Origin of the sequence: Szabonella alba (assembly GCF_016765775.1) — a bacterium.
GTDB classification, from domain to species: domain Bacteria; phylum Pseudomonadota; class Alphaproteobacteria; order Rhodobacterales; family Rhodobacteraceae; genus Szabonella; species Szabonella alba.
Window position 1 is genome coordinate 21,810 of the sequence record NZ_JAESVN010000015.1, and the last position, 21,316, is coordinate 43,125.

Consider the following 21,316-nt stretch of genomic DNA (forward strand, 5'->3'; position numbering starts at 1 on the left):
TCAATGGTCCGGCTGTGGGCTTGCGCGGATCAGGGACCCGAGCAGAACAAGAAAAGGGGCACAGGCCAGGGTAAGGCCAGCAGATGTGCCCGGGCCGGGCAAGATCCGGTCGTCAGATGTCGACCGCTGGCCGCTGCGGGAACCGGCAGACAGCATCATCGCCGGAACATCGCAACGCGGCCGGCTTTCAACGAGACGAACAAGGGAGGAAATAACATGAAGTCGATCAAAGGATTCCCCAGCCCAATGCGGCGCGCGGTCTTTGGCGCAGCCATTGCGCTGGCGGCTGTGACGGCGGGCCATTCCCCGGCCAGCGCCCAGCCCTATAACCTGACACTTTGCGCTGCATCGGTCGGCGGCACCTGGAGCCTGATCGGCGCGGGTATCGACAATGCCGTGCGTGAGGCTTTTCCGGGCTCCATCGTGACGATCCAGACTTCGGCGGGAGGCATCGCCAATGCCGCATCGCTGCAATCGGGGGGCTGCGACTTTGCCATCATGCATGCACCCGAGGTGGGTCTTGCGATGGCGGGCGGGGAACCGTTCCGCGCGCCGATGGACAATCTGCGCCTGCTGGCCCGGATTGAAAGCTGGTCACCGCTGCATATCATGGTTTCGCGTGAACTGGCTGATCAGCATGGCCTGCGCACTGTGGCTGACATTGCCGCCAAGCAGGTGCCGGTCCGGATTGTCGTGCAGCGCCCCGGCAATATCGGATATGCGGTTTCGCGCGATGTGCTGGCAGCGGCCGGGGCCTCGTTCGAGCAGATCGAGGAATGGGGCGGTACGATCATGAACGGGGCCTCGGCCGAACAGGCGAATCTGTTCCGCGACCGGCGCGCCGATGTCGGCATGAACGTCCTGTTCCCCGGCGCGGCGCAGGTGCTGGACGTGGCGCATGCGGTGCCAATCACACTGTTGTCGATCCCGGATGAGGTGCGTCTCAAGATCGCCGAACAGTGGAACGTGCCAGAATTCACGATCAGCTCATCGGATTATGATTTCATTGGTGAAGATGTGCAGACGGTGACATTGGGTGCACATCTGGTGACCCTGTCCTCAATGCCCGAGGATGTCGCACAGGCGGTGCTGACGGCCATCGTCGATCATGCCGAAATGATCGCCTCGGTTCACCCGTCTATGAGCCGCCTTGACGTGGCCAACTTCTCGGGATCGACCCTGCCCTATCATGACGCCGCCACGGCATTCTATACAGAACGCGACATGATGCCGGTCAACTGAGGGTCCCGCGCCCGCCACCGCCCGGATTTCAGGCCGGGCGGCGGCCTTCCCCATGATCCCGATCCTTTCCGAACCGCGAGGCACGACGCATGCATTTCCTCAGGGCCGCCCTTACCTCGGGCACGCGGCGCAGCATCGACAACTGGGTCAGACTGGTCATCCAGACGCTTGGCTTTGCCACCGCGCTCTGGAGCATCTATCAGGCCCTTTGGGCGACCATAGATGTGGTGTCTCTGACCATCGTCTTTCTGTCTCTGACGCTGGCGCTGACCTTTCTGACCTATACGCCCACGCGGAGATCCGACCCCGGCAAGCTGCCGCTTCACGACATCATCCTGGCGGTCATGGCGCTGGTGGCGGGGGGGTACTTCCTGCTCAAGGTCGATGAGATGGCAATGCGCATTCCGATGTTCGATCCTCTCTCACCCTGGGATCTTGCCTTCTCGACCATGCTGCTGCTCATGCTGTTCGACTGCGTCCGCCGCACGATCGGTCTGGCGATGTGCGTGATCGCGGGGCTGTTGTTCCTTTACAATCTCTATGGCGCCTATATGCCCGGGCTGATCCGGCATAACGGCATCAGCTATGTGCATTATGTCGAGATGGGGTTTTTCACCACCGAGGGGATCTTCGGAACGCCGCTGCGTGTCGCCGCGACCTATGGCTTTCTTTTCGTGATCTTCGGCACGCTGCTGCATCGCTGCGGGGGCGGGGATTTCTTCTACAATCTCGCGGCCTCGGTCGGGAACCGTCCGGGGGGGCCGGCCAAGATTGCCGTCGTGTCCTCGGGTCTCTTCGGTTCGGCCTCGGGCAACCCCGTGGCGGATGTGGTGACTACCGGTTCCATCACCATTCCGGTGATGGTGCGCAATGGTTATTCCCGCGAAGAGGCGGCGGCAATCGAGGCCACGGCCTCAACCGGCGGGTCGATCATGCCGCCGGTGATGGGGGCGGCGGCCTTCATCATGGCTGAATTCACCGGCATCGCCTATGGCAGCATCGCGCTTGCCACGCTGATCCCGGTAATGGTCTATTATCTCAGTCTTTATCTGCAGGTCCATCTGCAGGCGGTTCGCGACGGCATCCGGGGCGACCCGACACAGTCAGGCGGGATTCTGGCGGTGCTGCGGCGCGACTGGCTGTTCCTGCTGCCGCTTGTCGTGCTGGTCGGAGTCCTGTCGATGGGCTATTCGCCCTCGATGGTGGCCTTTGTGTCATCGTTGACGATCATCGTCGTTGCCACGATCCGCAGCGCCACAAGGATGAGCCTCAGGGTGATCTTTGAGGAACTGGCGGAATCGACCCAGCGCGTGCTGCCGGTCGCCATGGCCTGCGCTGCGGCGGGGCTGGTGATGGGCGGTATCACCATGACGGGTCTCGCCAACAAGTTTGCCAGCATCATTGCGCTGACCTCGGGCGGGAACCTGTGGCTGGCGCTGGTCACGGCGGCGCTGATGACCATCGTGCTGGGCATGGGTCTGCCGACATCGGCCAGCTATATCCTTGCCTCGGTCCTGATTGCGGGCATTCTGGTGCGGATGGGGCTGTCGGTGCTGCAGGCGCATATGTTCCTGTTCTACTTCGCCGCCATGTCGGCCATCACACCACCCGTCGCCATAGCGAGTTTCGCGGCATCAGCCCTGGCGGGATCGGATCCGATGAAGACAAGTTTCGCCGCCATGCGGCGGGCCATCGTGATCTTCATCGCGCCCTTTGCCTTTGCCACACATGCGCCGCTTCTGCTGCAAGGCACGGTCCTTGAGATCGCCTCGACGGCTGCCTTCGCCGTCCTCGCCGTCTTTGCGATGTCTGGTGCGAATGAGCGGTACATGATGGGCAACCTTACGCGGATTGAAAGGGTGCTGCTGGTGGTGGCTGCGCTGCTGCTGTTCCTGTCGCCACTCTGGCTGCAACTGGTCGGTGTGGTTCTGATGGCGGCGGGACTGGCGCGCAACCTGATGGCGTGGAATGTCCGGCGCCGGGATGGCGAAACCGCGACCAGCGAAACCGCGCGCTGATGGCCCGGGATGCCGGACCATCGGTCGACCATTGCCAAGACAAGGAACCACAGGATGTCCCAGACCTTTCCAGCCGTGCTGATCGAGCGCGACGAGACCACAAAGACGCAAAGCGTGCGCCTGTCCGAGATCACGCTTGATGACCTGATGGCGGGTGATGTGACCGTGCGGGTGCGGCACACGACGATGAACTACAAGGATGCCCTCGCGATTACCGGGGCCAGTCCCGTGGTGCGTCGTTTTCCCATGGTGCCGGGGATTGATTTCGCCGGTGAGGTCGTGACCTCGGACAATCCCGGTTTCGTCGCCGGAGATGCGGTGATCCTGAACGGCTGGGGGGTGGGTGAGGTTCATATGGGCGGCTATGCCCGTTTTGCCCGCGTCCGGGGCGATTGGCTCCTGAAACAGCCTGCGGGGCTGAGCGGGCGGGACTGCATGGCCATCGGCACCGCCGGGTATACTGCCGCGCTTTGCGTGCAGCGTCTGATGGCGTTGGGGGCAAAACCGGAGGCGGGCACCGTTCTGGTCACCGGGGCCTCGGGTGGCGTCGGTTCGTTTGCGGTGACGCTGCTTTCGGCGCTGGGATACCGTGTTGCGGCCTCGACCGGACGCCCCGGTGAAGCAGGCTATCTGAAGGCGCTGGGCGCGGCCGAGATCATCGACCGGGCCGAATTCGCCGCCCGGGGCCGCCCTCTTGGCAAGGAACGCTTTGCCGCAGCCGTTGATTCAGTGGGCGGTCAGGCCCTTGCGACCGTGCTGGGTCAGATGGCCTATGGCGGCGTGGTCGCGGCTTGCGGACTGGCCGAAAGTTTTGAGCTGCCAACCTCTGTGATGCCCTTCATCCTGCGCGGTGTGACGCTGGCCGGAGTCGACAGCGTGATGGCGCCACGGCCGCTGCGCGAAGCGGCCTGGGCGTTGCTGGCCGAAAGGCTGGACCGCGCCGCGCTGGACCGGATCACCGGTCAGACCTCACTGGATCAGGTGACCGACGTCGCCCCGCAACTGCTGGCGGGCAAGGTTCGCGGGCGGCTGGTGATCGACATCGACTGACGCACCGCCACGCCATTTCCGAAACCACGCATCTGAAAGCCTTCACCAATGGTCACGATCATTTTCATCGAGCATGACGGCACGCGCCATGACGTGCCTGCATCCCCCGGTCAGTCACTGATGGAGGCCGCCCGCGACTATGGCATTCAGGCCATCCGCGCCGATTGCGGCGGGGCCTGTTCCTGCTCGACCTGCCATGTCTATGTCGCACCCGGCTGGATGGGTCGCCTGCCGGAACGGGGCCCGATGGAGGAGGATATGCTGGAATTCGCACTGGAACCGGATCCGGAACGATCCCGCCTGTCCTGCCAGATCAAGGTGACCGGGGCGATGGACGGGCTGGAACTGCACCTGCCCGCAGAACAGGCCTAGGCGCTGACCAGTGCCAGCAAGGCGGTGACTGCGCGGGTGCGGTGGCGGTCGGGATGGGTCAGGGCGGCGAAGGGGCGGCGCGGCGCGGGCGCCCAGTCGACGGTGCGCGCGGCTATGCCCGGATGCGCCCCGACCGCGCGGCGCGACAGCATCGCCGCCATCCGCCCCGCCCCGACCGCCGCCAGAAGGGCCTCATTCGACGGGCATTCGAAGGCGAGATCAAGATCGGCAAGTGTCAGGCCCATGGTCTGCAGATGCGACTCGAATTCCGCCCGCGTGCCCGATCCCTGTTCACGCAGCACCCATGCCAGACGCCGGTAATCACCGGCATCAAGGAATTTCTGGGTTGCAAGCGGATGATCGGCGGCCAGCACCAGCACCAGTTCATCCCGCGCCACCACCTGCCGGCGCAGACCGCTGTGGCGCACATCACCCTCGACGAAACCCAGATCGGCCTCACCCTCCTGCACCGCGCGGGCGACCTGTTCGGTATTGCCGACGGCCAGCGCGATGGTGATGCCGGGATGCAGTTCATTCAGCCGCACCAGATGCGGCGGCAGCCAGTAGCTGGCGACCGTCTGGCTGGCATGCAGCCGCAAAAGCCCGCGCGTATCCTGTCGCAGATCCTCCAGCAGCACCTGCGCGGTTCCGGCCCGCGCAAGCACGGCCTCGGCGGCGGGAATGAAGGCGCGGCCCTCGGGGGTCAGGGCAATGCCACGGCCGATGCGGTCAAACAGACGGACCTGATGCTGCGTCTCCAGCGCTGCGACCGAGGCCGAAACGGCGGATTGGGTCATGCGCAGGTCTTGTGCGGCGCGGGTCATGTTCCCGCGACGCGCCACGGCCAGAAAGATACGAAGCTGGTCCAGCGTCATGCGGACAGTCTGCCGGATCGCTGGATTTAATCAATCGGTTTTGTCGATCATATCAAGCAGAATTAATTGATTTAATGCGTTCCAGATCCGGCGCAGACCATGGGGAGCCCTGCATGATGGATTTGACGATGCCGCGAACCGCCCTTGTCCCCCGCCGCTTTCGCCTGCCCGGTGCGGACGGGTCCATCCTGCCCGGGCTTGCGCTGGCGCTGGGGTTGGCCCTGCTTGCGCTGGCACTTCAGCGCGCTGCCGGAATTCCCGGGCTGGGGCCGATGATCCTGGGGGTTGGGTTGGGGATCGTGCTGCGTACCTGCGCCGGGCCGATCCCGCAGACCGGTCCCGGACTTCGCTTTGCGATGCGCCGCCTGCTGCGACTGGGGATCGTGCTACTGGGGTTGACATCTTCGAGCGCGGCGGCAGAACGCAGGCTGCTGGGGTCGATGAGGAGACGGTCCGGTCCTTGCACGCGAAGGCCGTCGCCAATGATTTTTTGTCGCGAAAGCTGAAGCCTTGGACCGAGAAGTGAGGCGCAAGATGATCGAAGGGGACCATCCTGAGCTGTCGGTGGGCGCGCAGTGCCGCCTGCTGTCGATCGCGCGCTCTTCGTTCTACTACGCGCTGAAGGGCGAGACCGAGATGAACCTTGCCCTCATGTTGCTGATCGACAAGCAGTTTATGGAGACGCCCTTCTACGGCGTGCAGCAGATGACGTGGCACCTGCAGAACGAAGGCAATGCCGTGAACGTCAAGCGCATCCGGCGGCTGATGCGCCTCATGCGCTTGATGCCGATCTACCAGAAGCTCGATACGAGCAGGCCCGCCAAGGGGCACAAGACCTATCCCTACCTGCTGGGCGGGCTGCGGGTTGATCGACCCAACCAGGTCTGGTGCGCTGACATCACCTACCTGCCGATGCGCCGCGGCTTTCTCTATTTGGTCGCCGTCATAGACTGGTCCACCCGCAAGGTTCTGGCGTGGCGGATATCGAACACGCTGGAGGCCGACTTCTGCGTCGAGGCGCTGAACGAGGCCGTCCACCGCTTCGGCCCGCCCGAGATCATGAACATGGAGCATGGTCGCGCCATCGGTTCGAGCGGCCAGGCGACGTCAGTGCAGCCAGTTCACGTCCTTCGCCTGGACTGACCGGCTGAAACGGCTCGGCACCCGGATCTCAATGGACGGCAAGGGGCACTGCCTCGACAACATCTTCATCGAGCGGCTCTGGCGATCCCTGAAATATGAATGCGTCTACCTGCACGCCTGGTAAACCGGATCGCAGGCCAAAGCAGGAATCGGTCGCTGGATCACCTTCTACAACCACCATCGCCCACACACTGCCCATGGCGGACAGTGACATGCCACTGAACTTTCCCTGAGCCGCGACCGGAGCCCGGTGGTCATTTACGCCGATCGGCGAGGTTTGAGCAATCGCGCTGGGCGCGGAGCTTTCATCTCGCGCAGCGGGTCGGGCGATTGCGGTGGTCAGGTGCAGAGCGAAACCTGCGGCGGTCTGGGAGCCGAGGGCCGAGTGGCGCCGCGCGGTGTTGTCGTCGGCAACCCGGACCGCGATCAGCTCGCGGGCACGCGCACCATTGGCCAGAATCTGTTCCGGCGCGCGCCCGGACAGACCGCGCTGTGCGGTGATCTGAACGAATGGCGGCCATGGGGCAGGTTTGCGCTTTTTGCCGGGCGTCAGCGGGCTTGCCTTGTCCGGCCCCGTGCGTGCCAGTTTTCCGGTAGGTCGGCCATTTTTGCCGCTGGACCGCATTCTTGCCAGCGCTCCGGCCCGTGTGAACTGGCCCGAGTGATCCTGCCCGTGTGATCCGGCCCGTATGATCCGGGTCGAGAGACTGGACTGCCTCGCAATCCGTGACGCCTCGGATCTTATCCGGGCGCGGCAAAGTCTTGCTCACCCAAAGTCCAGACCCCGGAAATCGTCAAGTCTTGCACTCACGGGACAGCGGCGCCATCCGCTCCCACACCCCGTCGCGCAGGATCAGCGCATGATGGAGCGCCGCCCCGATATGCAGCACCAACAGGACCGCAAGCGCGATGCCGCCGTAATAATGCGCCGACTTTGCCACCTCTGCCAGCGCGTCGGACCGGGGGACAAGTGTGGGCAGACCAATGCGGTCAAGCATCTCGATCGGGAACCCACCGGCGCGGACCCGGATGTAACCCGCCAAGGGCATGGCGACCATGAGAATATAGAGAAGACCATGGCTGACCCCTGCCACCCTTGCCTGCCACGCGGGAATGGACGCGGGCAAATCCGGGCCCGGATGCCGCCAGCGCCAAAGCAGCCGTGCAAAGGCCAGAAGCAACACTGCGACGCCGATGTTCTTGTGATAGAGGAACAGCGCATCCTGCACCGCGCGGGCGAGCCCAGTTTGCACCATCAGAAAACCAACCGGCAGCATCGACAGGATCAGCACCGCCATGATCCAGTGCAAAAGTCGTGCCGTCGCGGAGTAGCGGACGTGCTGCATCGTGACATCCCTTTGCTTTGCCAATCCCGACCGGGGGCCCGACAGGTTGCCCGACAGGCGGCAGGCCCAGACCCATTTGCATAACAATTAGTTCAAACCTGCAAAGGCGCAAGCATTCGTTGCCCGGCTTGACAGTCATCCGGTGAAGCGGGATCAAGTTGAATGGCCCAACTCCGCAGCGCCGCCCGATCTTCGCCCTCGCCGCAAGGCACGGACGTCAGCCAGTTCGCGGGATCGCAGCTGGCGCGGCTTGGTATGGCATTCGTGGTCTTGACCTGGGGCGGGGCAATCTGGTTGGGGGCGGCTCCGGGTGGATTTGCACTTGCGACCGGGGGCTATGCGCTCGGCCTTGGCCTGACGCTGACGCTCTTTCGCCGTGGCTTTCCGCATCCGACCCTTGGCGCCTGCAACATGGTCACATTGGCACGGCTGGCGCTGACCGCGGCGTTGCTGGCACCACTGGCCTCGGGACCCGCACCGCCCATGGCCATGTTCACCCTTGCGATGATTGCGCTGTCGCTTGACGGCCTTGACGGCTGGCTGGCGCGGCGCGCGGCGTGGGTGTCCGGTTTTGGCGCGCGCTTCGACATGGAGGTGGACTCGGGCCTGGCGCTCTTGCTGGCCCTCAATGCCTGGGCTGCAGGCATGGCCGGTCCTGCGGTTCTGCTGCTTGGACTTCCGCGCTATCTGTTCGCGGCAGCACTGCTGATGTTTCCCTGGGCGGACCGCCCCCTGCCGGATCGGTTCAGCCGCAAGGCGGTGTGTGTGGCGCAGATTGCTGGTCTGATGGCGCTGCAATTGCCCCTGTTCTCCGGCATCCCGGCGCAAATGATTGTCGCTGCGGTCTCGGTGGCACTGATCTGGTCCTTCGGGCGTGATGTGGTCTGGCTGTGGCGGACCCGGGCATGAGGGCATTCCTGCGACACCCCGCGCTTCGGCTTGGTCTGGCAGCGGTGCTGCTGCACCTTCTGTTGATCCTGCCGAACCACCTGGGCGCACTGACCCCGCGCGCGCTTTTGCTGCTGCCTCTGGAGCTGCCCGTGCTCTTGCTGGCGTTACTTGCCGCCGGGCCCGGGCGGATCGGACTTTTGATCCGCGTGGCGATCACCGCGACGCTGGTTCCGGTCGTGATCCTCAAGGTGGCGAACCTTGCGATGTTTTCGGCCCTGTCGCGCCCGTTCAACCTGATCAGTGACATCTCGCTGATCGAGGCCGGGTTGCACCTGCTGGCGGGTTCGGTGGGCGGGTTTGCGGCGGGGCTGGTGGCGGTGGCCGCGGTGGCGGCGACAGGGCTGATCCTGATCGGGGTCTGGTGGGCGACGGGGATCTGGGCAGGGGCGTGGTCTGGAATGGGGCTGCGCTCTGGTGCCCTGCGATTGCTCATGGCCAGTGCGACACTGGTATTTTCAGCCGTCGCGGCGCTGGATGTGGCGCAGGCCAAGCGGCTGACCACCCTGAAGATCGACCTGCCCGGCACGGCATTTTCCGCGCGCGTCGGATTGGAGCAGGTGCAGCTTATGCGCGCCACCCTTGCCGAACTGGCGGCATTCCGCATCGCGGCACGGATCGACCCCTTTGCCGACCTGCCTGCCCTTCTTGACCTGATCGACCGCGATGTGATCGTGGTCTTTGTCGAGAGCTACGGGCGCACCAGCCTTGACACGCCCCAGTTCGCCGACCTGCACCGCGCAACGCTGTCGCGTGGAGAGGAACGGTTGGCGCAGGCGGGTCTTGCCATGGCCTCGGGCATCCTTGGCTCTCCGACCCGGGGCGGGCAAAGCTGGCTGGCCCATTCCACCTTTGCCAACGGGCTGTGGATTGCCGACCAGACCCGTTATCGCGCATCGCTGGTCTCGGGGCGTCAGACGCTGTTTCACCTTGCCGCACGGTCCGGGTTTCACACCGCCGCCGTGATGCCACAGATCACGATGCCCTGGCCTGAATCGGCGGCCCTTGGATTTGACACCATTCTGGCGGCGGCCGACCTTGGGTATCGCGGCAAGCCGTTCAACTGGGTGACGATGCCCGATCAATTCACCTTTGCCGCCCTGGACCGCCTGTTGCGCGATCAGCCTGACACCGCATCCGGCGGTAAGCGGCATTTCATCCAGATTGCCACCGGCACATCGCATGCGCCCTGGGTACCGGTGCCGCGCCTTGTGCCGTGGCAGGATATCGGTGACGGGACCATCTTCAACGCCATGGCAGCCGAGGGCGACCCGCCCGATGTGGTCTGGCGCGACAATGATCGGGTGCGCGCGCAGTATCGTCTGGCCATCGACTATGCGCTGCAAACCGTGCTGGCCTATGCCGAGCTGCACGCCGACGATCCGCCGCTGATCATTGTGCTTGGCGATCATCAGGCGGCCGAGTTCGTGGCGCTGGACAGCCGGGCCGAGGTGCCGGTGCATGTCATCGGCCCGGCGGATCTGGTGGCGCGGGCGGAGGCCTTCGCTGCGACGCCGGGCCTGATCCCGGCGCCTGACGCGCCCGTTATCCCGATGAACCAGCTGCGCGACCTTGTCTTGCAGGCCTATTCCTCGGCCCTGCCGGTCATGGATGGGGGCTGATGTATGGCGCGAGTGGGGTTGGTCTTCGCGACAAGGCTGATGCTGGCAGTGGGGCTCTGCGCGCTGGTCTGGCATCTGGCCGGGGGCGATGCAGCGGCAACGGCGCTGATCACCGCTGATCCGGTCTGGCTGGTGGCGGCGGCCTTTGCGCTGACCCTTCAGACCTGCGCCTGTGCTGCGCGCTGGCAGGTGACGGCGGCAGGACTGGGCATCACCCTGCCCCGGTCCGAAGCGCTGCGCGAATATTACCTGTCGCAACTTGTCAATCAATTGCTTCCGGGCGGCGTGCTGGGCGATGCCGGGCGCGCGATGCGGACACGCGGTGCAGCGGGCCTGATGGCCTCGGGTCAGGCTGTCGTGTTCGAGCGTCTGGCCGGACAGCTGGCGCTGCTGGCGGTTCTGGGGGTTGCCTTCGCCGCCACACTTTGGGCTCCGGGGGGGCTGGACTGGCCTGTTTGGGTGATGCAGCCGCTCCTCTGGGCAGCGGCGGCGGCGCTGATCCTGGTGACAGGCCTTTGGGCACTCCGCGGCCGTCTGCCCGCCGCTCTGCGCGCCCAAGGGGGTGCTTTCGCGCGCGCCGTCGCGGCACGCGGCGTCCTGCGGCAACAGCTGCTCCTCAGCGTCGTGGCGGCATTGTGCAACATCGCGGCATTCGGTTTCTGCGCCTGGGCCGTAGGGGCACCTCTGTCGCTGCCCGCCATGCTGGCGCTGGTGCCGTTGATCCTGTTGGCCATGGTCATCCCGCTGACCATCGCGGGCTGGGGCCTGCGCGAAGGTGCGGCGGTGGCGCTGCTGCCGCTTGCCGGGGTCAGCACGGGCGATGCTTTGGCAACCAGCATCGCCTTCGGCCTGATCTTTCTGGCATCCACCCTGCTTGGCGGAGCGGCTCTGGCGACCGTGCCGAGCCGACTCACGATGAAACCATAAGCGACCGGGCGGCGTTGACGACTAATATTTTCTGATAACCGGTCATCCCCGCTTGCCAATCTGTCAAACCCGCTAGATTCCCTCTGTTACAAAGGAGAGACCATGAACGATCTTCGCAGAATGACGCGGCGCGGGATGCTGGCCGCCGGCACCGTGGGGTTTGGCGCAGCGGCGCTGGGGCTTTCCGCAGGGCGCGCGGCGGCGCAGGCGCAGGCCGCGCTGCAACTGTCCTGGCTGCATTCAACCCAGTTCGCGGGCAGCTACATCGCACAAGACCGCGGGTTGTGGTCGCAGGGCGGGCTTGAGGTGTCACTGCTGCAGGGCGGGCCCAATGCGCCTGTAGAGCCGCCGGTGGTGGCGGGGACCGCGCTTGTCGGGATATCGGCCGCCGATTATACCGCCGCTGCGGTGGAACAGGGCGCGCCGTTCCGAATTCTTGGCGTCGCGATGCAGAAAAATCCCTTTGTGATCGCCTCACTGCCCGGCAATCCGGTGAACGAACCGGCCCAGCTTGCGGGCAAGCGGATCGGGATGGCGCTGGCCAACACGCCGGTCTTGCAGGCGCTGTGCACGTTGAACGGCGTGGACAGCGCCCGGATCGAGGTGATCCCGACGCAATATTCCCCCCAGCCCCTTCTGACGGGTGAGGTGGATTGCCTGCTGTGCTGGGAAACCGACCTGCCCGTGGCGATGACCATCGCAGGGGTCGACTCTGTGACGATGCTTATGGCCGATCACGGCTATGCGCTGCATTCGCAGACCTATATCGCCACCGACGACAGTCTGGCCAACCGCCGCGCTGAACTGGTGGCCCTGATCCGGGGGGAGGCGCAGGGCTGGCAGATCTACCGCGAGGATATCGCAGCGGCGGCAGCGCTGACTCTGGCGATGTTCCCTGACGCAGGGCTTGACCTGCCGACGCAGCTTTTGCAGGCGGAACGCCAGGTGCCGCTGATGTTTTCCGATCTGACGGATGCCAACGGTTTCGGCTGGTGGACGGATGAGACGGTGGCCGCCAATATCGAGACGCTGGCGCTTTTGGGGCGCAAGGTCACGCCCGACCTATGGGATCGGTCGATCCTTGAGGAAGTCCATGGCGGCTGACCGGACCCCGCCGCCGCGCATTGTCTGCGCGGGGCTTGCCAAGACTTGGGAAGGGGGGCTTGCGGCCCTGCGGCCAACCAACCTGACCTTTGAGGCCGGGCAGACGACGGCACTGGTCGGACCGTCCGGCTGCGGCAAGTCCACGCTGTTGCGCATGATCGCGGGGCTGGAAACACCCAGCGCCGGGACCGTCCTGATTGACGGCCAGCCGCCCGCGCAGCTGTTGCGTGCGGCGGGACTGTCGGTGGCGTTTCAGGATCCCTCGCTTTTGCCGTGGCGCACGGTGCGCGGCAATATCGAGCTTGCCCTGTCCCTGGCACGTCGTCCGGTGGACCGCCAGGCCATTGATGATCTGATCGCCATGGTCGGGCTTGCAGGCTTTGCCGATACCCGCCCGGCGGAACTCTCGGGCGGGATGCGTCAGCGCGCGGCGATTGCCCGGGCGCTGGCGACCGAGCCGCGCCTTCTGCTTCTGGACGAACCCTTTGGTGCCGTGGACGAGATCACCCGCCAGCAGCTGGCCGAGGACCTGCCCGGGCTGTGGGAAGCGCGGGGAACCACCACCATCCTTGTCACCCATTCGGTGACCGAGGCGGTGATGCTGTCGGACCGCGTCATCGTCCTGTCCCCCCGACCGGCCGAAGTTGTGGCTGACATCGCCATTCCCCTGCCCCGCCCGCGCTTTGCGCAAGACGCGCGATCCGCCGAATTCGGACAGCTTGCCGATCAGGTGGTCGCAGCCCTGTCGCTGGGCCGCGCCCGCCATGACGGCCCCCTGGCCGCGCAATGATGGCCGCGTGGCGCGATCTGCCGGTGGTGCGGCCGGGTGACGGGCGGGTGACGCTGATCGGCCTTTTGCTGCTGCTTTTGGGGTGGGAAGCCTTGGCACGCAGCCTTGCCGACACCTATCTGCTGGCCGGGCCGGTGCAGATCCTGCGCTATCTGATGGAGGAGCGCGCGCTGATGGCCCGCGCCCTGACGGCCACGCTGGGCAACGCGCTTGCGGGCTTTGTGATCGGCAACCTTGCGGCGATCCTTCTGGCAGCCGTGGCACTGGTCTGGCCCCGCAGCCAGCGCATCGTGACTGGGGTGGCATTGGTGGTGTTTTGCCTGCCTCTGGTGGCAACCGGGCCGATCCTGCGGGTGATTTTCGGCCCCGGAGATGGCCCGCAGATCGTTCTGGCGGCCCTTGCCGTCTATTACACCACGCTGATCCCGCTGCTGGTCGGCCTGCGGGCGGCCCCCTCCGGCTGGCTGGACCTGATCCAGAGCTATGGGCGCGGGCGGCTGGCCACGCTGGTGCATGTCCGACTGCGGGTATCGCTGCCCTATCTGTTCGCGGGCTTGCAGATCGCGGCCCCCGCCGCCCTTCTTGGTGCGATGGTGGGAGAGTTTACCGGGGCCGAGCGGGGCCTCGGCGTTCTGACCGTGCGCGCGATGCGCGGGCTCGAGGTTGAGATGACCTGGGCGCTGGCAACCGTGGCCACGCTGGTGGCCGTGCTGGCCTATCTGGGCATCGGGGGGCTTGCGCGGATGGTCTTGCGCGATGCGCCGCCGATCCTTTTGGCCCCGCCGCGTGCCAGCCTGCCCTTCGGCACGGGGGCCCTGCGTCGGCTGGGCAGCGCGGCAGGGGTGCTGATGGCGGTGCTGGTTCTGTGGTGGGGCGGCATCGCGGCGCTTGGCCTCAACCCGTTCTTCGCCAAGGGTCCGCAGGACGTGCTGGCCACGCTGATCACGGACAGCGATGCTGCCGCGACCCGCAGCCTTCTGGCGCAGGCGATGGCCGAGACGCTGATCCTGCTGCTGCCGGGCTATCTGGCAGGGCTTGCGGTCGGCGCGGGCTGTGCGGTTCTGTTCAGTCTGATGACCGTCGTGGCGGGGGTGGTGATGCCCCTGGCCATTGCGCTGCGGTCGGTGCCGATCGTGACCACCGCGCCGCTGGTGGTCCTGTTACTGGGGCGGGGGGCGACCGGAACGATCACGCTGGTGGCCATCATGGTGTTCTTTCCCACGCTTGTCGCCTGCCTGCACGGGTTGCGTCAGGCACCCGGTCAGGTGATGGATGTGTTCGACAGCTATGGCGCCTCGTCCATGCAACGCCTGATCCGGGTGCGCATCCCGGCCATGCTGCCCGCCCTTTTCGCCGCCGCGCGTATGGCGGTTCCGGCGGCGGTGTTGGCGGTGACTGTGGTCGAATGGCTGGCAACCGGGCTTGGCATCGGCACCCTGATGGCCCGCGCGGCATCGGTATCGGACTATAACCTGTTGTGGAGTGTGGTCGCCCTTGTCGCCACGCTGTCGGCACTGGGCTATGCTGCGGTTGGTGCAGTGGAGACCCGCGTCCTGCGCCGCTATGCACCGGAGCAGCTGGCATGACCGTCCCTCCCCTGACCCCTGCCGCCTTTGCCATTCCCGGCGAAATCACCACGCTGACGGGGGGTTACATCTACGAGCGCCAGCTTCTGGAAGGCCTGCGCGCCCAAGGCCGCCGGGTTGACCATCTGCAACTGGGCGGCAGCTTTCCAACACCCACGCCCGCCGATATGGCGGACGCGGCGGCACAGCTTCTGGCGCTGCCCCCCGACCAGCCGTTGATCCTGGATGGCCTTGTGTTCGGGTCGATTGACACGGGCATCCTTGCCCGGATGGCCGCCCCGATCATCGCGATGATCCACCACCCTCTGGCGCATGAAAGCGCCCTTTCGCCCGATCTGCGCGCACATCTTCTGCGGACCGAACGGGACAACCTGACCCACACCGCCCATGTTCTGGTGCCAAGCCCGCATACGGCAGCCCTGCTGGTATCGGACTATGGCGTGACGCGGGACCGCATCACCATCGCCCGCCCCGGCACCGACCGGCCGTCGCTGCCCCGCGCAACTCAAGGCACCGATCCGCCGCTGATCCTGTCGGTGGGCATCCAGCACCCGCGCAAGGGGCATGACATCCTCCTGCGTGCCTTGGCACGGCTGACAAACCGCCATTGGCAGGCGGTGATCGTCGGCTCACGCTATGACGCGGCCCATGCAGAAGACCTTGACCGGCTGCATGCCCGGCTTGGCCTTGGCGCGCAGGTGCGCCTTGCGGGCCGCGTGCCTGCCGATGCGCTGGCGTCGCTCTACCAGAGTGCCACGATCTTTGCGCTGGCGACACGCTATGAAGGCTACGGCATCGTCTTTGACGAGGCGATGGCCTGGGGCCTGCCCATCGTCACCTGCCGCACCGGTGCCGTTCCGGATACCGTTCCTGCGAGCGTCGGTCTGCTTGCTGCCCCCGACGACCCCGCCGCCTTTGCGGATTCTCTGGACCTGATGCTGACCAATGCCACGCTGCGGCAGGACATGGCCCGCGCCTCGGCCCTGGTCGGCGCGGCCTTGCCGGGTTGGTACGATACCGCCCGGCTGGCGGGCGAGGTCCTGGACCAGATCGGCCTGTGACTCGTCGCTCCCAAATCAGGCAATATTGGCAAGGCACAGCAGGGTGACACGGTATTGCGGATGTATCGGTTCCGGAGATACGTCGGTTCAGTCTTCACTATTCAGTTGGGACAAGCATGGCAGAAAGGTGTCGCGCCCTGCCCGATCAGGCCGGATGACAAACCTTGGAAACGCCATGGGCGGGGATCTCAATCCCCCATGCACGCCTTGCCTTGCAGCAACCGAGACTGCTCGATGAACCCGGAACCCGGAACCCGGGCTGCACCAGCCTGAAATCTATGCCGCATGCCAGAGCGCAGCGGGACGCCACAGGGTCGGCCATGACAATCTGTTCCACAGCGCGCTTGACCTGTAGCATGTTGTCACCGATGCCCGGGATCCTGCGCCGGATCTGGCCGGGCCTTGTTGCGAAGGGAAGCTAGGATGATGCAAGGCAGAGATACCAGCCAGAGAAAGATCATCCCGCCGAGGGGGGGGCTTTTGCATATCGTCGATGCCGCAGGCTACTCGCTCGCTGGCCTGCGCAGGCTTTGGCAGGAGACGGCGACCAAGCTGGAAATTCTGGGAATGGCGTTGGCCGCAGTGGCCTTCTTGCTTCGCGGGGCAGATGTCTGGCACTGGCTGGTCGCTGCAGGGCTGTTCGCCCTTGTGCTGGCCGTCGAAGCCTTGAACACCGCGCTTGAGGTGTTGACCGATCGCATTTCGCCCGAATGGTCTGCAATGGCGCGCGATGCCAAAGACCTTGGATCACTGGCTGTGGGGCTGATGCTCATGGTCACTGGTGGGTTTGTTCTTGCGGTCACGGCGGGCATGGTGTGACGAAAGCGGGAGGCGGACCTCCGGAACGCAGACGAAGATTATTTGCCCCATATCGAAAGCCTGCCAAGGATCGAAGGTGTTCCCAGCTTGCGCTGCCATAGTCGCCGTTGCGGTCGCGGGTGACCACGTCCACCTGCGAATGGGCGCGCAGCCATTTTTGACCGTGACAGGCCCGCGATCTGCGCAACTGGTCGATCACCCAGCATTGTGCCAGATCGCAAATCAGCGTGCCGTAGCGCTGGCGCTTCCGCCATGCCCAGTCATCAATGCCGATGATCGGCGCTTAAGCCACGCCTCAGGCCTCCCATGATTGAGGCTTCGCAGGAACGTATCCCTGCTCACGGACAGCAGAAGCCGCCGCCCGGGTGCATGTGCTGCACGTCGGCCCAGTGCCAGCGCAAGGTGGCGGATCAATCCCTGCAAGCGGACCCTTCGCCGCCAAAACTGAGCCAGAGCCGGTTCTGCGTGCCGATTGACACTTGGTGAAGGGCATCGCTGGCCCATTATCACCAGTTGTTTTCCAAAGCTGCAAGTGTCCTTGATGATACCCGTGGAAACCCGGATCATGACGGTCGGCGCATGGATGCGCAGCACCGGCTGATCTGGGCGGCCTTTGCCGGTGATCCCGATGCATGGCGCGATTTTCTGTGGCGTGAGATGGGGCAGGGGGGCCGGTGCGGCATGGCCGGAAGGGCAGGGTACAAGGGCGGGCTTTCGGGTCTTGCAGGCCGAAGTGTCAACCTTCCGCGTGATGGAACCGCCGAGCAAGGGGCGTCCGCGTCCCCGGTTCGGTGTGCTGGATCTGGAGGGTCGGATTGAAATCACGGATCCTGTGGCTTTTCTGCCGAAACTGCTGCAGGGGTTCGGGCGGGCCAAGGCCTTTGGCTGTGGATTGATGGTGATCACGCGCGCTTGACAGGATATGACGCGTATATACCATGCGCATGATATATGGAGACATGACATGGACGCATCCCGGGCAATCAAGAAACCGACCAATCTGACGCTGGACTCCGCCCTTCTGGAAGAGGCGCGGGAACTGGGCCTGAACCTGTCGGCGGCGGCTGAACAGGGACTGCGGGCCGCCGTGGCGGAGGCGCGGGCCGCACACTGGCTCAAGGAAAATGCGGCTGCGCTTGCCAGTTCAAACGATTGGGTGCAGGCGAACGGCTTGCCTCTGGCCCGGCATCGGCCGTTCTGATGGCCCGGTTCGAGGCGTGGCCGAATTCAGACGGGCCGGGTTGGCTGCTGGACGTGCAGACTGATCTTTTGTGCGACCTCGCCACGCGGGTGGTTGTGCCGCTGATCCCCCTTGCACAGGCCCCGCGTCCGGCGGCGCGGTTGAACCCGGTGCTGAAGGTTGAGGGCGCCGATCACGCGATGGTTTCGCAATTTCTGGCGGCGGTTCCGGTTTCGGTCCTGCATGGAGAGCCGGTAAGCCTTGCCGGGCAGGAACAGATCATCACCAATGCGCTCGACTTGTTGCTGACCGGTGTCTGATCCCTGCCGAACACGGCACCGGGCCGTCGGTGACAGTCGCGGCTCCCGCCGCGCCAGTCACTGTCTGATGGGCCTCGCCGATGTCTGTAACGCCCGGTCTGCCGCCGCCCCGACCGATCCTATGGAAAGACCGTGCTGCGATGGTCTTTGTGAAACATGCGCAGCTTGATGTAGATGACGGTTGTTTTGTCGCCATAGATGCTAATGCGGTCAGGCCCGTGATTTCGATTGGCGGGGTCACCTGACGTTCAGAAGTCCTATGTTGATCACTCCGTTGCCCCCAATCGCTTACCGCGCGGGAGAAGGGTCACATGGGTCAAATCTCAATGGAAATTATGCGCCTGCCCGGGTCAGTTCTGAGTGGAAATCAACAGCCGTGTTACAACCGGCGCCGGGCAACATCTTTCGGGCCAGCGCAGAGCGTATGGGCCGTGCCGAATGCCATTGGCCGCGCCGAAAGCCGTGATCGGCTACGCGGATTTCTCGGGGGAATCTGGGGAAACAGTCTGGACACGCGGGCCGGAATCCATGCCCCTAATCCATGATCCCGATGTGCTGCAGGATCATGAACCTGAAATGGCCAATGCGCCAGGCCATCCTGCCGTACCTGACCCCCGACATCGCATCAGAAGGTCATGAACCGGCCCACCGCATCGGTCTGATGGGTGGCCCGGCCGCCATTTGCACAGGGGGGAATGCGCGACTGTCAGGGTGCCGCGACTTACTCTTCCAGCTTCGCCACGACGATGGCGCGCATCTGTTCATCCGTCTGCGCAAGATTGAGAAGCGTCACATAGCGGTCGAGGTCGATACCGGGCGTTTCGTCGATGACCTCATTCATCTTCTGCTGCGCCTCCTGCTGCAAGGCCGTCTGGCTGGCCTCGTCCCCGGCCTCGGCGATCGGGGCTTCATATTCGGCATAGACTTGGTTGACACCGCGATAGGCCGTCACAAATGCATCGATTTCCGTTTCCGAGACCTCGGATGTGGCGGGGGCATCCTGCTGCGCAAGTGCTGGCACCGCAAAGGGCATTGCAGATCCCATAAGTCCGACGACAGCGAGCGTTTTCAGGTTTCCGGACAGTTTCATCGTGGCTTCCTTTCAGTTCGGGTCGGGCCCATCAGACAGTGCTGATGGGTTCAGAAGACCTATTGATCCTGATCCGACGATTCAAACGGGCCAGCGGAAACATGCTGAAATCCGGTATCCTATTAACAGGCCCGCCTTGCCCGGCAGGTCGCCCGACACGCGCTGCGGCTTGGGTCTGATCCTCCCGAATGTCGGGTGAAACCGAGGGTCAAAAACGGAAACACCTGCCCATGAAAGGCGCAGTAAAAGTTGATTTATGGGTATATTCCATTCGTCCGGGGCAAGGTGTCCATAACGCTTGTCCGCCTGCAAGCCACGCACCCTGCGCCGGCCATTCGGGGCAGGCGCAGGGGGCGCATGCCTTGACTGCAGATCAGTTGAGCGGGCTCTGCGGTCTGGCTTCGCCTGTGGTGTCGGCGGCGGCCTTTTCCTTGGGTCTTGCATCCTTCCCGGCCTCTGCCGTGGCTGTCCCGGTCGCCTTGCGGGCGCCCATCCGCTCCAGCAGTTCCGGCACGACCAGCCGGCCGATCAGCGGATGCAGGCGGAAATCGCCGTCCTTCACGATCTGGCGAAAATTCGCGATCACCGCCGCTGCCGCCTTGCGGTCGGGGGTGACGGTGTCGAACAGCCAGTGGATCTTGCCGCCATTCCACTCCGACGGTTTCAGGCGGATCGGGAACACCCCCTGTGCGATTTGCTGGCGGATGCGGGTATCCACCTCTTCCGACACGCTGGCCCAGATGGCAAATCCGGTGGTGTCCCGGTCATCCCCGGGCCGCGGATCGGATCCGGCTGCGGGATCGGGCCGCCCGGGATAGGCAAAGGCGACCCGGTCATTCAGCATCGGGTCCAGCACAAGATGCTGAAGGTCCGAAAGGCTTTGTGTATTGTAGCGTGGCAGGTTCATCATCGCGAGAACCGCCATCGGCGTTGTTGCAGAAAGGCGGCTTGAGGCGTGACTTGCCTTTCCCCGTCAGCATCACGCCACGCGAACGATCTCGGCCGCTCCAAGGGCCGAGAAGCGGTTCATGAGTGCGACGCGGATCTGGATTTCAGCGGTCTGGCGGTGGGGTCTCTGGCGGCGATGCGTTCACCGAAGGCCTTCAGGCACCGCATCTTCGCCTCGATGCGGCTGCGGACATGATATCCCGTCCAACGCTTCCGGAATGCCCGGCCATAGTGCCGGGTGGCGCGCAGGGTTTCGTTTCTGGCGATTGCGGCCGGGCTGTCCGCTTTCCAGGGCCGACCGTTCCTGCGGATCGGGATGATCGCGGTGGCCTGGCGGTCGATGATGGCGGTGTGGCAGCGGCGGGTGTCATAGGCGCCGTCGGCGGTTACCGTGCCGATTTCTTCGCCCTCGGGGATCTGGTCCAGCAGGTCTGGCAAGACTGGACTGTCGCCATCGCTGCTGGAGGTGAACTCCACCGCCCGGATGTCGGACGTGGCGGTGTCCATCGCCAGATGGACCTTGCGCCATTGGCGTCGGCCCTGAACACCGTGCTTTCTGGCCTGCCATTCGCCATCACCGAGGAACTTGATCCCGGTGCTGTTGACGAGCAGGTTCAAGGGGCCATCGGCGCGCCGATACGGGATCTGGACGGCCAAGGTCTTCTGCCTCCGGCACAGGGTCGTATAGTCTGGCATGGCCCAGGCCAGGCCAGCCATCTTCAGCAGGCTGACCACCATCCCGGTCGTCTGCCGCAGCGGCACCTTGAACAGGAGCTTGATGGTCAGGCATGTGTGGATACCCCCGCTTGCGCAAGTGTTTTCTGATTCCCATGGGCAGTGACCGGCTGCGAACATGTGTAAGGCCTTTTTGTGCG

20 protein-coding genes and 3 pseudogenes are annotated in these 21,316 nt (G+C 64.7%); 17 read left to right on the plus strand and 6 right to left on the minus strand.

The window, feature by feature from the left end; genetic code table 11:
• The first annotated feature begins 216 nt into the window (after positions 1–216).
• From JL811_RS18620 to JL811_RS18635, 4 genes are all read left to right on the plus strand, one after another.
• Positions 217–1,242 carry a TAXI family TRAP transporter solute-binding subunit gene (locus JL811_RS18620; RefSeq protein ID WP_202690220.1) on the plus strand — a complete coding sequence of 342 codons (1,026 nt, stop codon included), beginning with the start codon at positions 217–219 and terminating at the stop codon, positions 1,240–1,242.
• A gap of 89 nt (positions 1,243–1,331) precedes the next feature.
• Positions 1,332–3,260, plus strand: a complete 1,929-nt coding sequence (locus JL811_RS18625) for a TRAP transporter permease (RefSeq protein WP_202690221.1) — start codon at positions 1,332–1,334, stop codon at positions 3,258–3,260.
• A gap of 54 nt (positions 3,261–3,314) precedes the next feature.
• Positions 3,315–4,310 (plus strand): acrylyl-CoA reductase (NADPH), encoded by a 996-nt coding sequence (gene acuI / locus JL811_RS18630; RefSeq protein ID WP_202690222.1) that lies wholly within the window; start codon positions 3,315–3,317, stop codon positions 4,308–4,310.
• A 48-nt stretch (positions 4,311–4,358) separates the two neighbouring features.
• Positions 4,359–4,682: a 2Fe-2S iron-sulfur cluster-binding protein gene (locus JL811_RS18635; RefSeq protein ID WP_202690223.1), complete on the plus strand. Its 324-nt coding sequence runs from the start codon at positions 4,359–4,361 to the stop codon at positions 4,680–4,682.
• On the opposite strand, the gene JL811_RS18640 is transcribed toward JL811_RS18635, so the two are convergent.
• A complete protein-coding gene (locus JL811_RS18640; protein WP_202690224.1) occupies positions 4,679–5,557 on the minus strand; it encodes a LysR family transcriptional regulator in 879 nt (292 codons plus the stop codon). The two genes, JL811_RS18635 and JL811_RS18640, sit on opposite strands and share 4 nt — an antisense overlap.
• A gap of 128 nt (positions 5,558–5,685) precedes the next feature.
• On the opposite strand from JL811_RS18640, the gene JL811_RS20330 reads away from it, so the two are divergent.
• The gene (locus tag JL811_RS20330) at positions 5,686–6,063 is read left to right on the plus strand and encodes a putative sulfate exporter family transporter (RefSeq protein ID WP_202690225.1); all 378 of its coding nucleotides are present in this window, start codon (positions 5,686–5,688) and stop codon (positions 6,061–6,063) included.
• Positions 6,044–6,908, plus strand: a pseudogene (locus tag JL811_RS18650) (IS3 family transposase); the annotation flags it as partial. The gene JL811_RS20330 and the pseudogene JL811_RS18650, both read left to right, overlap by 20 nt.
• Before the next feature lie 24 nt (positions 6,909–6,932).
• Here JL811_RS18650 and JL811_RS20060 read toward each other — a convergent pair.
• Both JL811_RS20060 and JL811_RS18660 read right to left on the minus strand, forming a co-directional pair.
• Positions 6,933–7,151: pseudogene (locus JL811_RS20060) on the minus strand (integrase core domain-containing protein); the annotation flags it as partial.
• Positions 7,152–7,494: 343 nt separating this feature from the next.
• Positions 7,495–8,046: a cytochrome b gene (locus JL811_RS18660; protein ID WP_202690227.1), complete on the minus strand. Its 552-nt coding sequence runs from the start codon at positions 8,044–8,046 to the stop codon at positions 7,495–7,497.
• A 162-nt stretch (positions 8,047–8,208) separates the two neighbouring features.
• Here JL811_RS18660 and JL811_RS18665 point away from each other — a divergent pair, with 162 nt between their 5' ends.
• From JL811_RS18665 to JL811_RS18715, 11 genes are all read left to right on the plus strand, one after another.
• Entirely contained in the window at positions 8,209–8,955 is a 747-nt protein-coding gene (locus tag JL811_RS18665) for a CDP-alcohol phosphatidyltransferase family protein (protein WP_202690228.1), read from the plus strand.
• A complete protein-coding gene (locus tag JL811_RS18670) occupies positions 8,952–10,616 on the plus strand; it encodes a sulfatase-like hydrolase/transferase (RefSeq protein WP_202690229.1) in 1,665 nt (554 codons plus the stop codon). Before JL811_RS18665 ends, JL811_RS18670 begins: the two co-directional genes overlap by 4 nt.
• 3 nt (positions 10,617–10,619) lie before the next feature.
• A complete protein-coding gene (locus tag JL811_RS18675; RefSeq protein WP_202690230.1) occupies positions 10,620–11,543 on the plus strand; it encodes a lysylphosphatidylglycerol synthase transmembrane domain-containing protein in 924 nt (307 codons plus the stop codon).
• A 102-nt stretch (positions 11,544–11,645) separates the two neighbouring features.
• The gene (locus JL811_RS18680) at positions 11,646–12,647 is read left to right on the plus strand and encodes an ABC transporter substrate-binding protein (RefSeq protein WP_237685068.1); all 1,002 of its coding nucleotides are present in this window, start codon (positions 11,646–11,648) and stop codon (positions 12,645–12,647) included.
• Entirely contained in the window at positions 12,637–13,437 is an 801-nt protein-coding gene (locus JL811_RS18685; RefSeq protein WP_202690231.1) for an ABC transporter ATP-binding protein, read from the plus strand. The genes JL811_RS18680 and JL811_RS18685 overlap by 11 nt, the downstream gene beginning before the upstream one ends.
• Complete coding sequence (locus tag JL811_RS18690) at positions 13,437–15,023, plus strand: ABC transporter permease (protein WP_202690240.1); 1,587 nt, start codon at positions 13,437–13,439, stop codon at positions 15,021–15,023. Before JL811_RS18685 ends, JL811_RS18690 begins: the two co-directional genes overlap by 1 nt.
• The gene (locus tag JL811_RS18695) at positions 15,020–16,084 is read left to right on the plus strand and encodes a glycosyltransferase family 4 protein (protein WP_202690232.1); all 1,065 of its coding nucleotides are present in this window, start codon (positions 15,020–15,022) and stop codon (positions 16,082–16,084) included. Before JL811_RS18690 ends, JL811_RS18695 begins: the two co-directional genes overlap by 4 nt.
• A gap of 423 nt (positions 16,085–16,507) precedes the next feature.
• Positions 16,508–16,903, plus strand: a complete 396-nt coding sequence (locus JL811_RS18700; RefSeq protein WP_237685069.1) for a diacylglycerol kinase — start codon at positions 16,508–16,510, stop codon at positions 16,901–16,903.
• A 628-nt stretch (positions 16,904–17,531) separates the two neighbouring features.
• Complete coding sequence (cas6e, locus tag JL811_RS18705) at positions 17,532–17,819, plus strand: type I-E CRISPR-associated protein Cas6/Cse3/CasE (protein ID WP_202690233.1); 288 nt, start codon at positions 17,532–17,534, stop codon at positions 17,817–17,819.
• A 48-nt stretch (positions 17,820–17,867) separates the two neighbouring features.
• Positions 17,868–18,104 (plus strand): type II toxin-antitoxin system CcdA family antitoxin, encoded by a 237-nt coding sequence (locus JL811_RS18710; protein ID WP_202690234.1) that lies wholly within the window; start codon positions 17,868–17,870, stop codon positions 18,102–18,104.
• Entirely contained in the window at positions 18,104–18,403 is a 300-nt protein-coding gene (locus tag JL811_RS18715; protein ID WP_202690235.1) for a CcdB family protein, read from the plus strand. Before JL811_RS18710 ends, JL811_RS18715 begins: the two co-directional genes overlap by 1 nt.
• A gap of 721 nt (positions 18,404–19,124) precedes the next feature.
• On the opposite strand, the gene JL811_RS18720 is transcribed toward JL811_RS18715, so the two are convergent.
• The 3 genes and pseudogenes from JL811_RS18720 to JL811_RS18730 all read right to left on the minus strand — a co-directional run.
• Positions 19,125–19,493 carry a DUF4168 domain-containing protein gene (locus JL811_RS18720; protein ID WP_202690236.1) on the minus strand — a complete coding sequence of 123 codons (369 nt, stop codon included), beginning with the start codon at positions 19,491–19,493 and terminating at the stop codon, positions 19,125–19,127.
• A 373-nt stretch (positions 19,494–19,866) separates the two neighbouring features.
• Positions 19,867–20,418: a toxin-activating lysine-acyltransferase RzcC gene (locus JL811_RS18725; RefSeq protein ID WP_202690237.1), complete on the minus strand. Its 552-nt coding sequence runs from the start codon at positions 20,416–20,418 to the stop codon at positions 19,867–19,869.
• Positions 20,419–20,472: 54 nt separating this feature from the next.
• A pseudogene (locus JL811_RS18730) lies at positions 20,473–21,316 on the minus strand (IS5 family transposase); the annotation flags it as partial.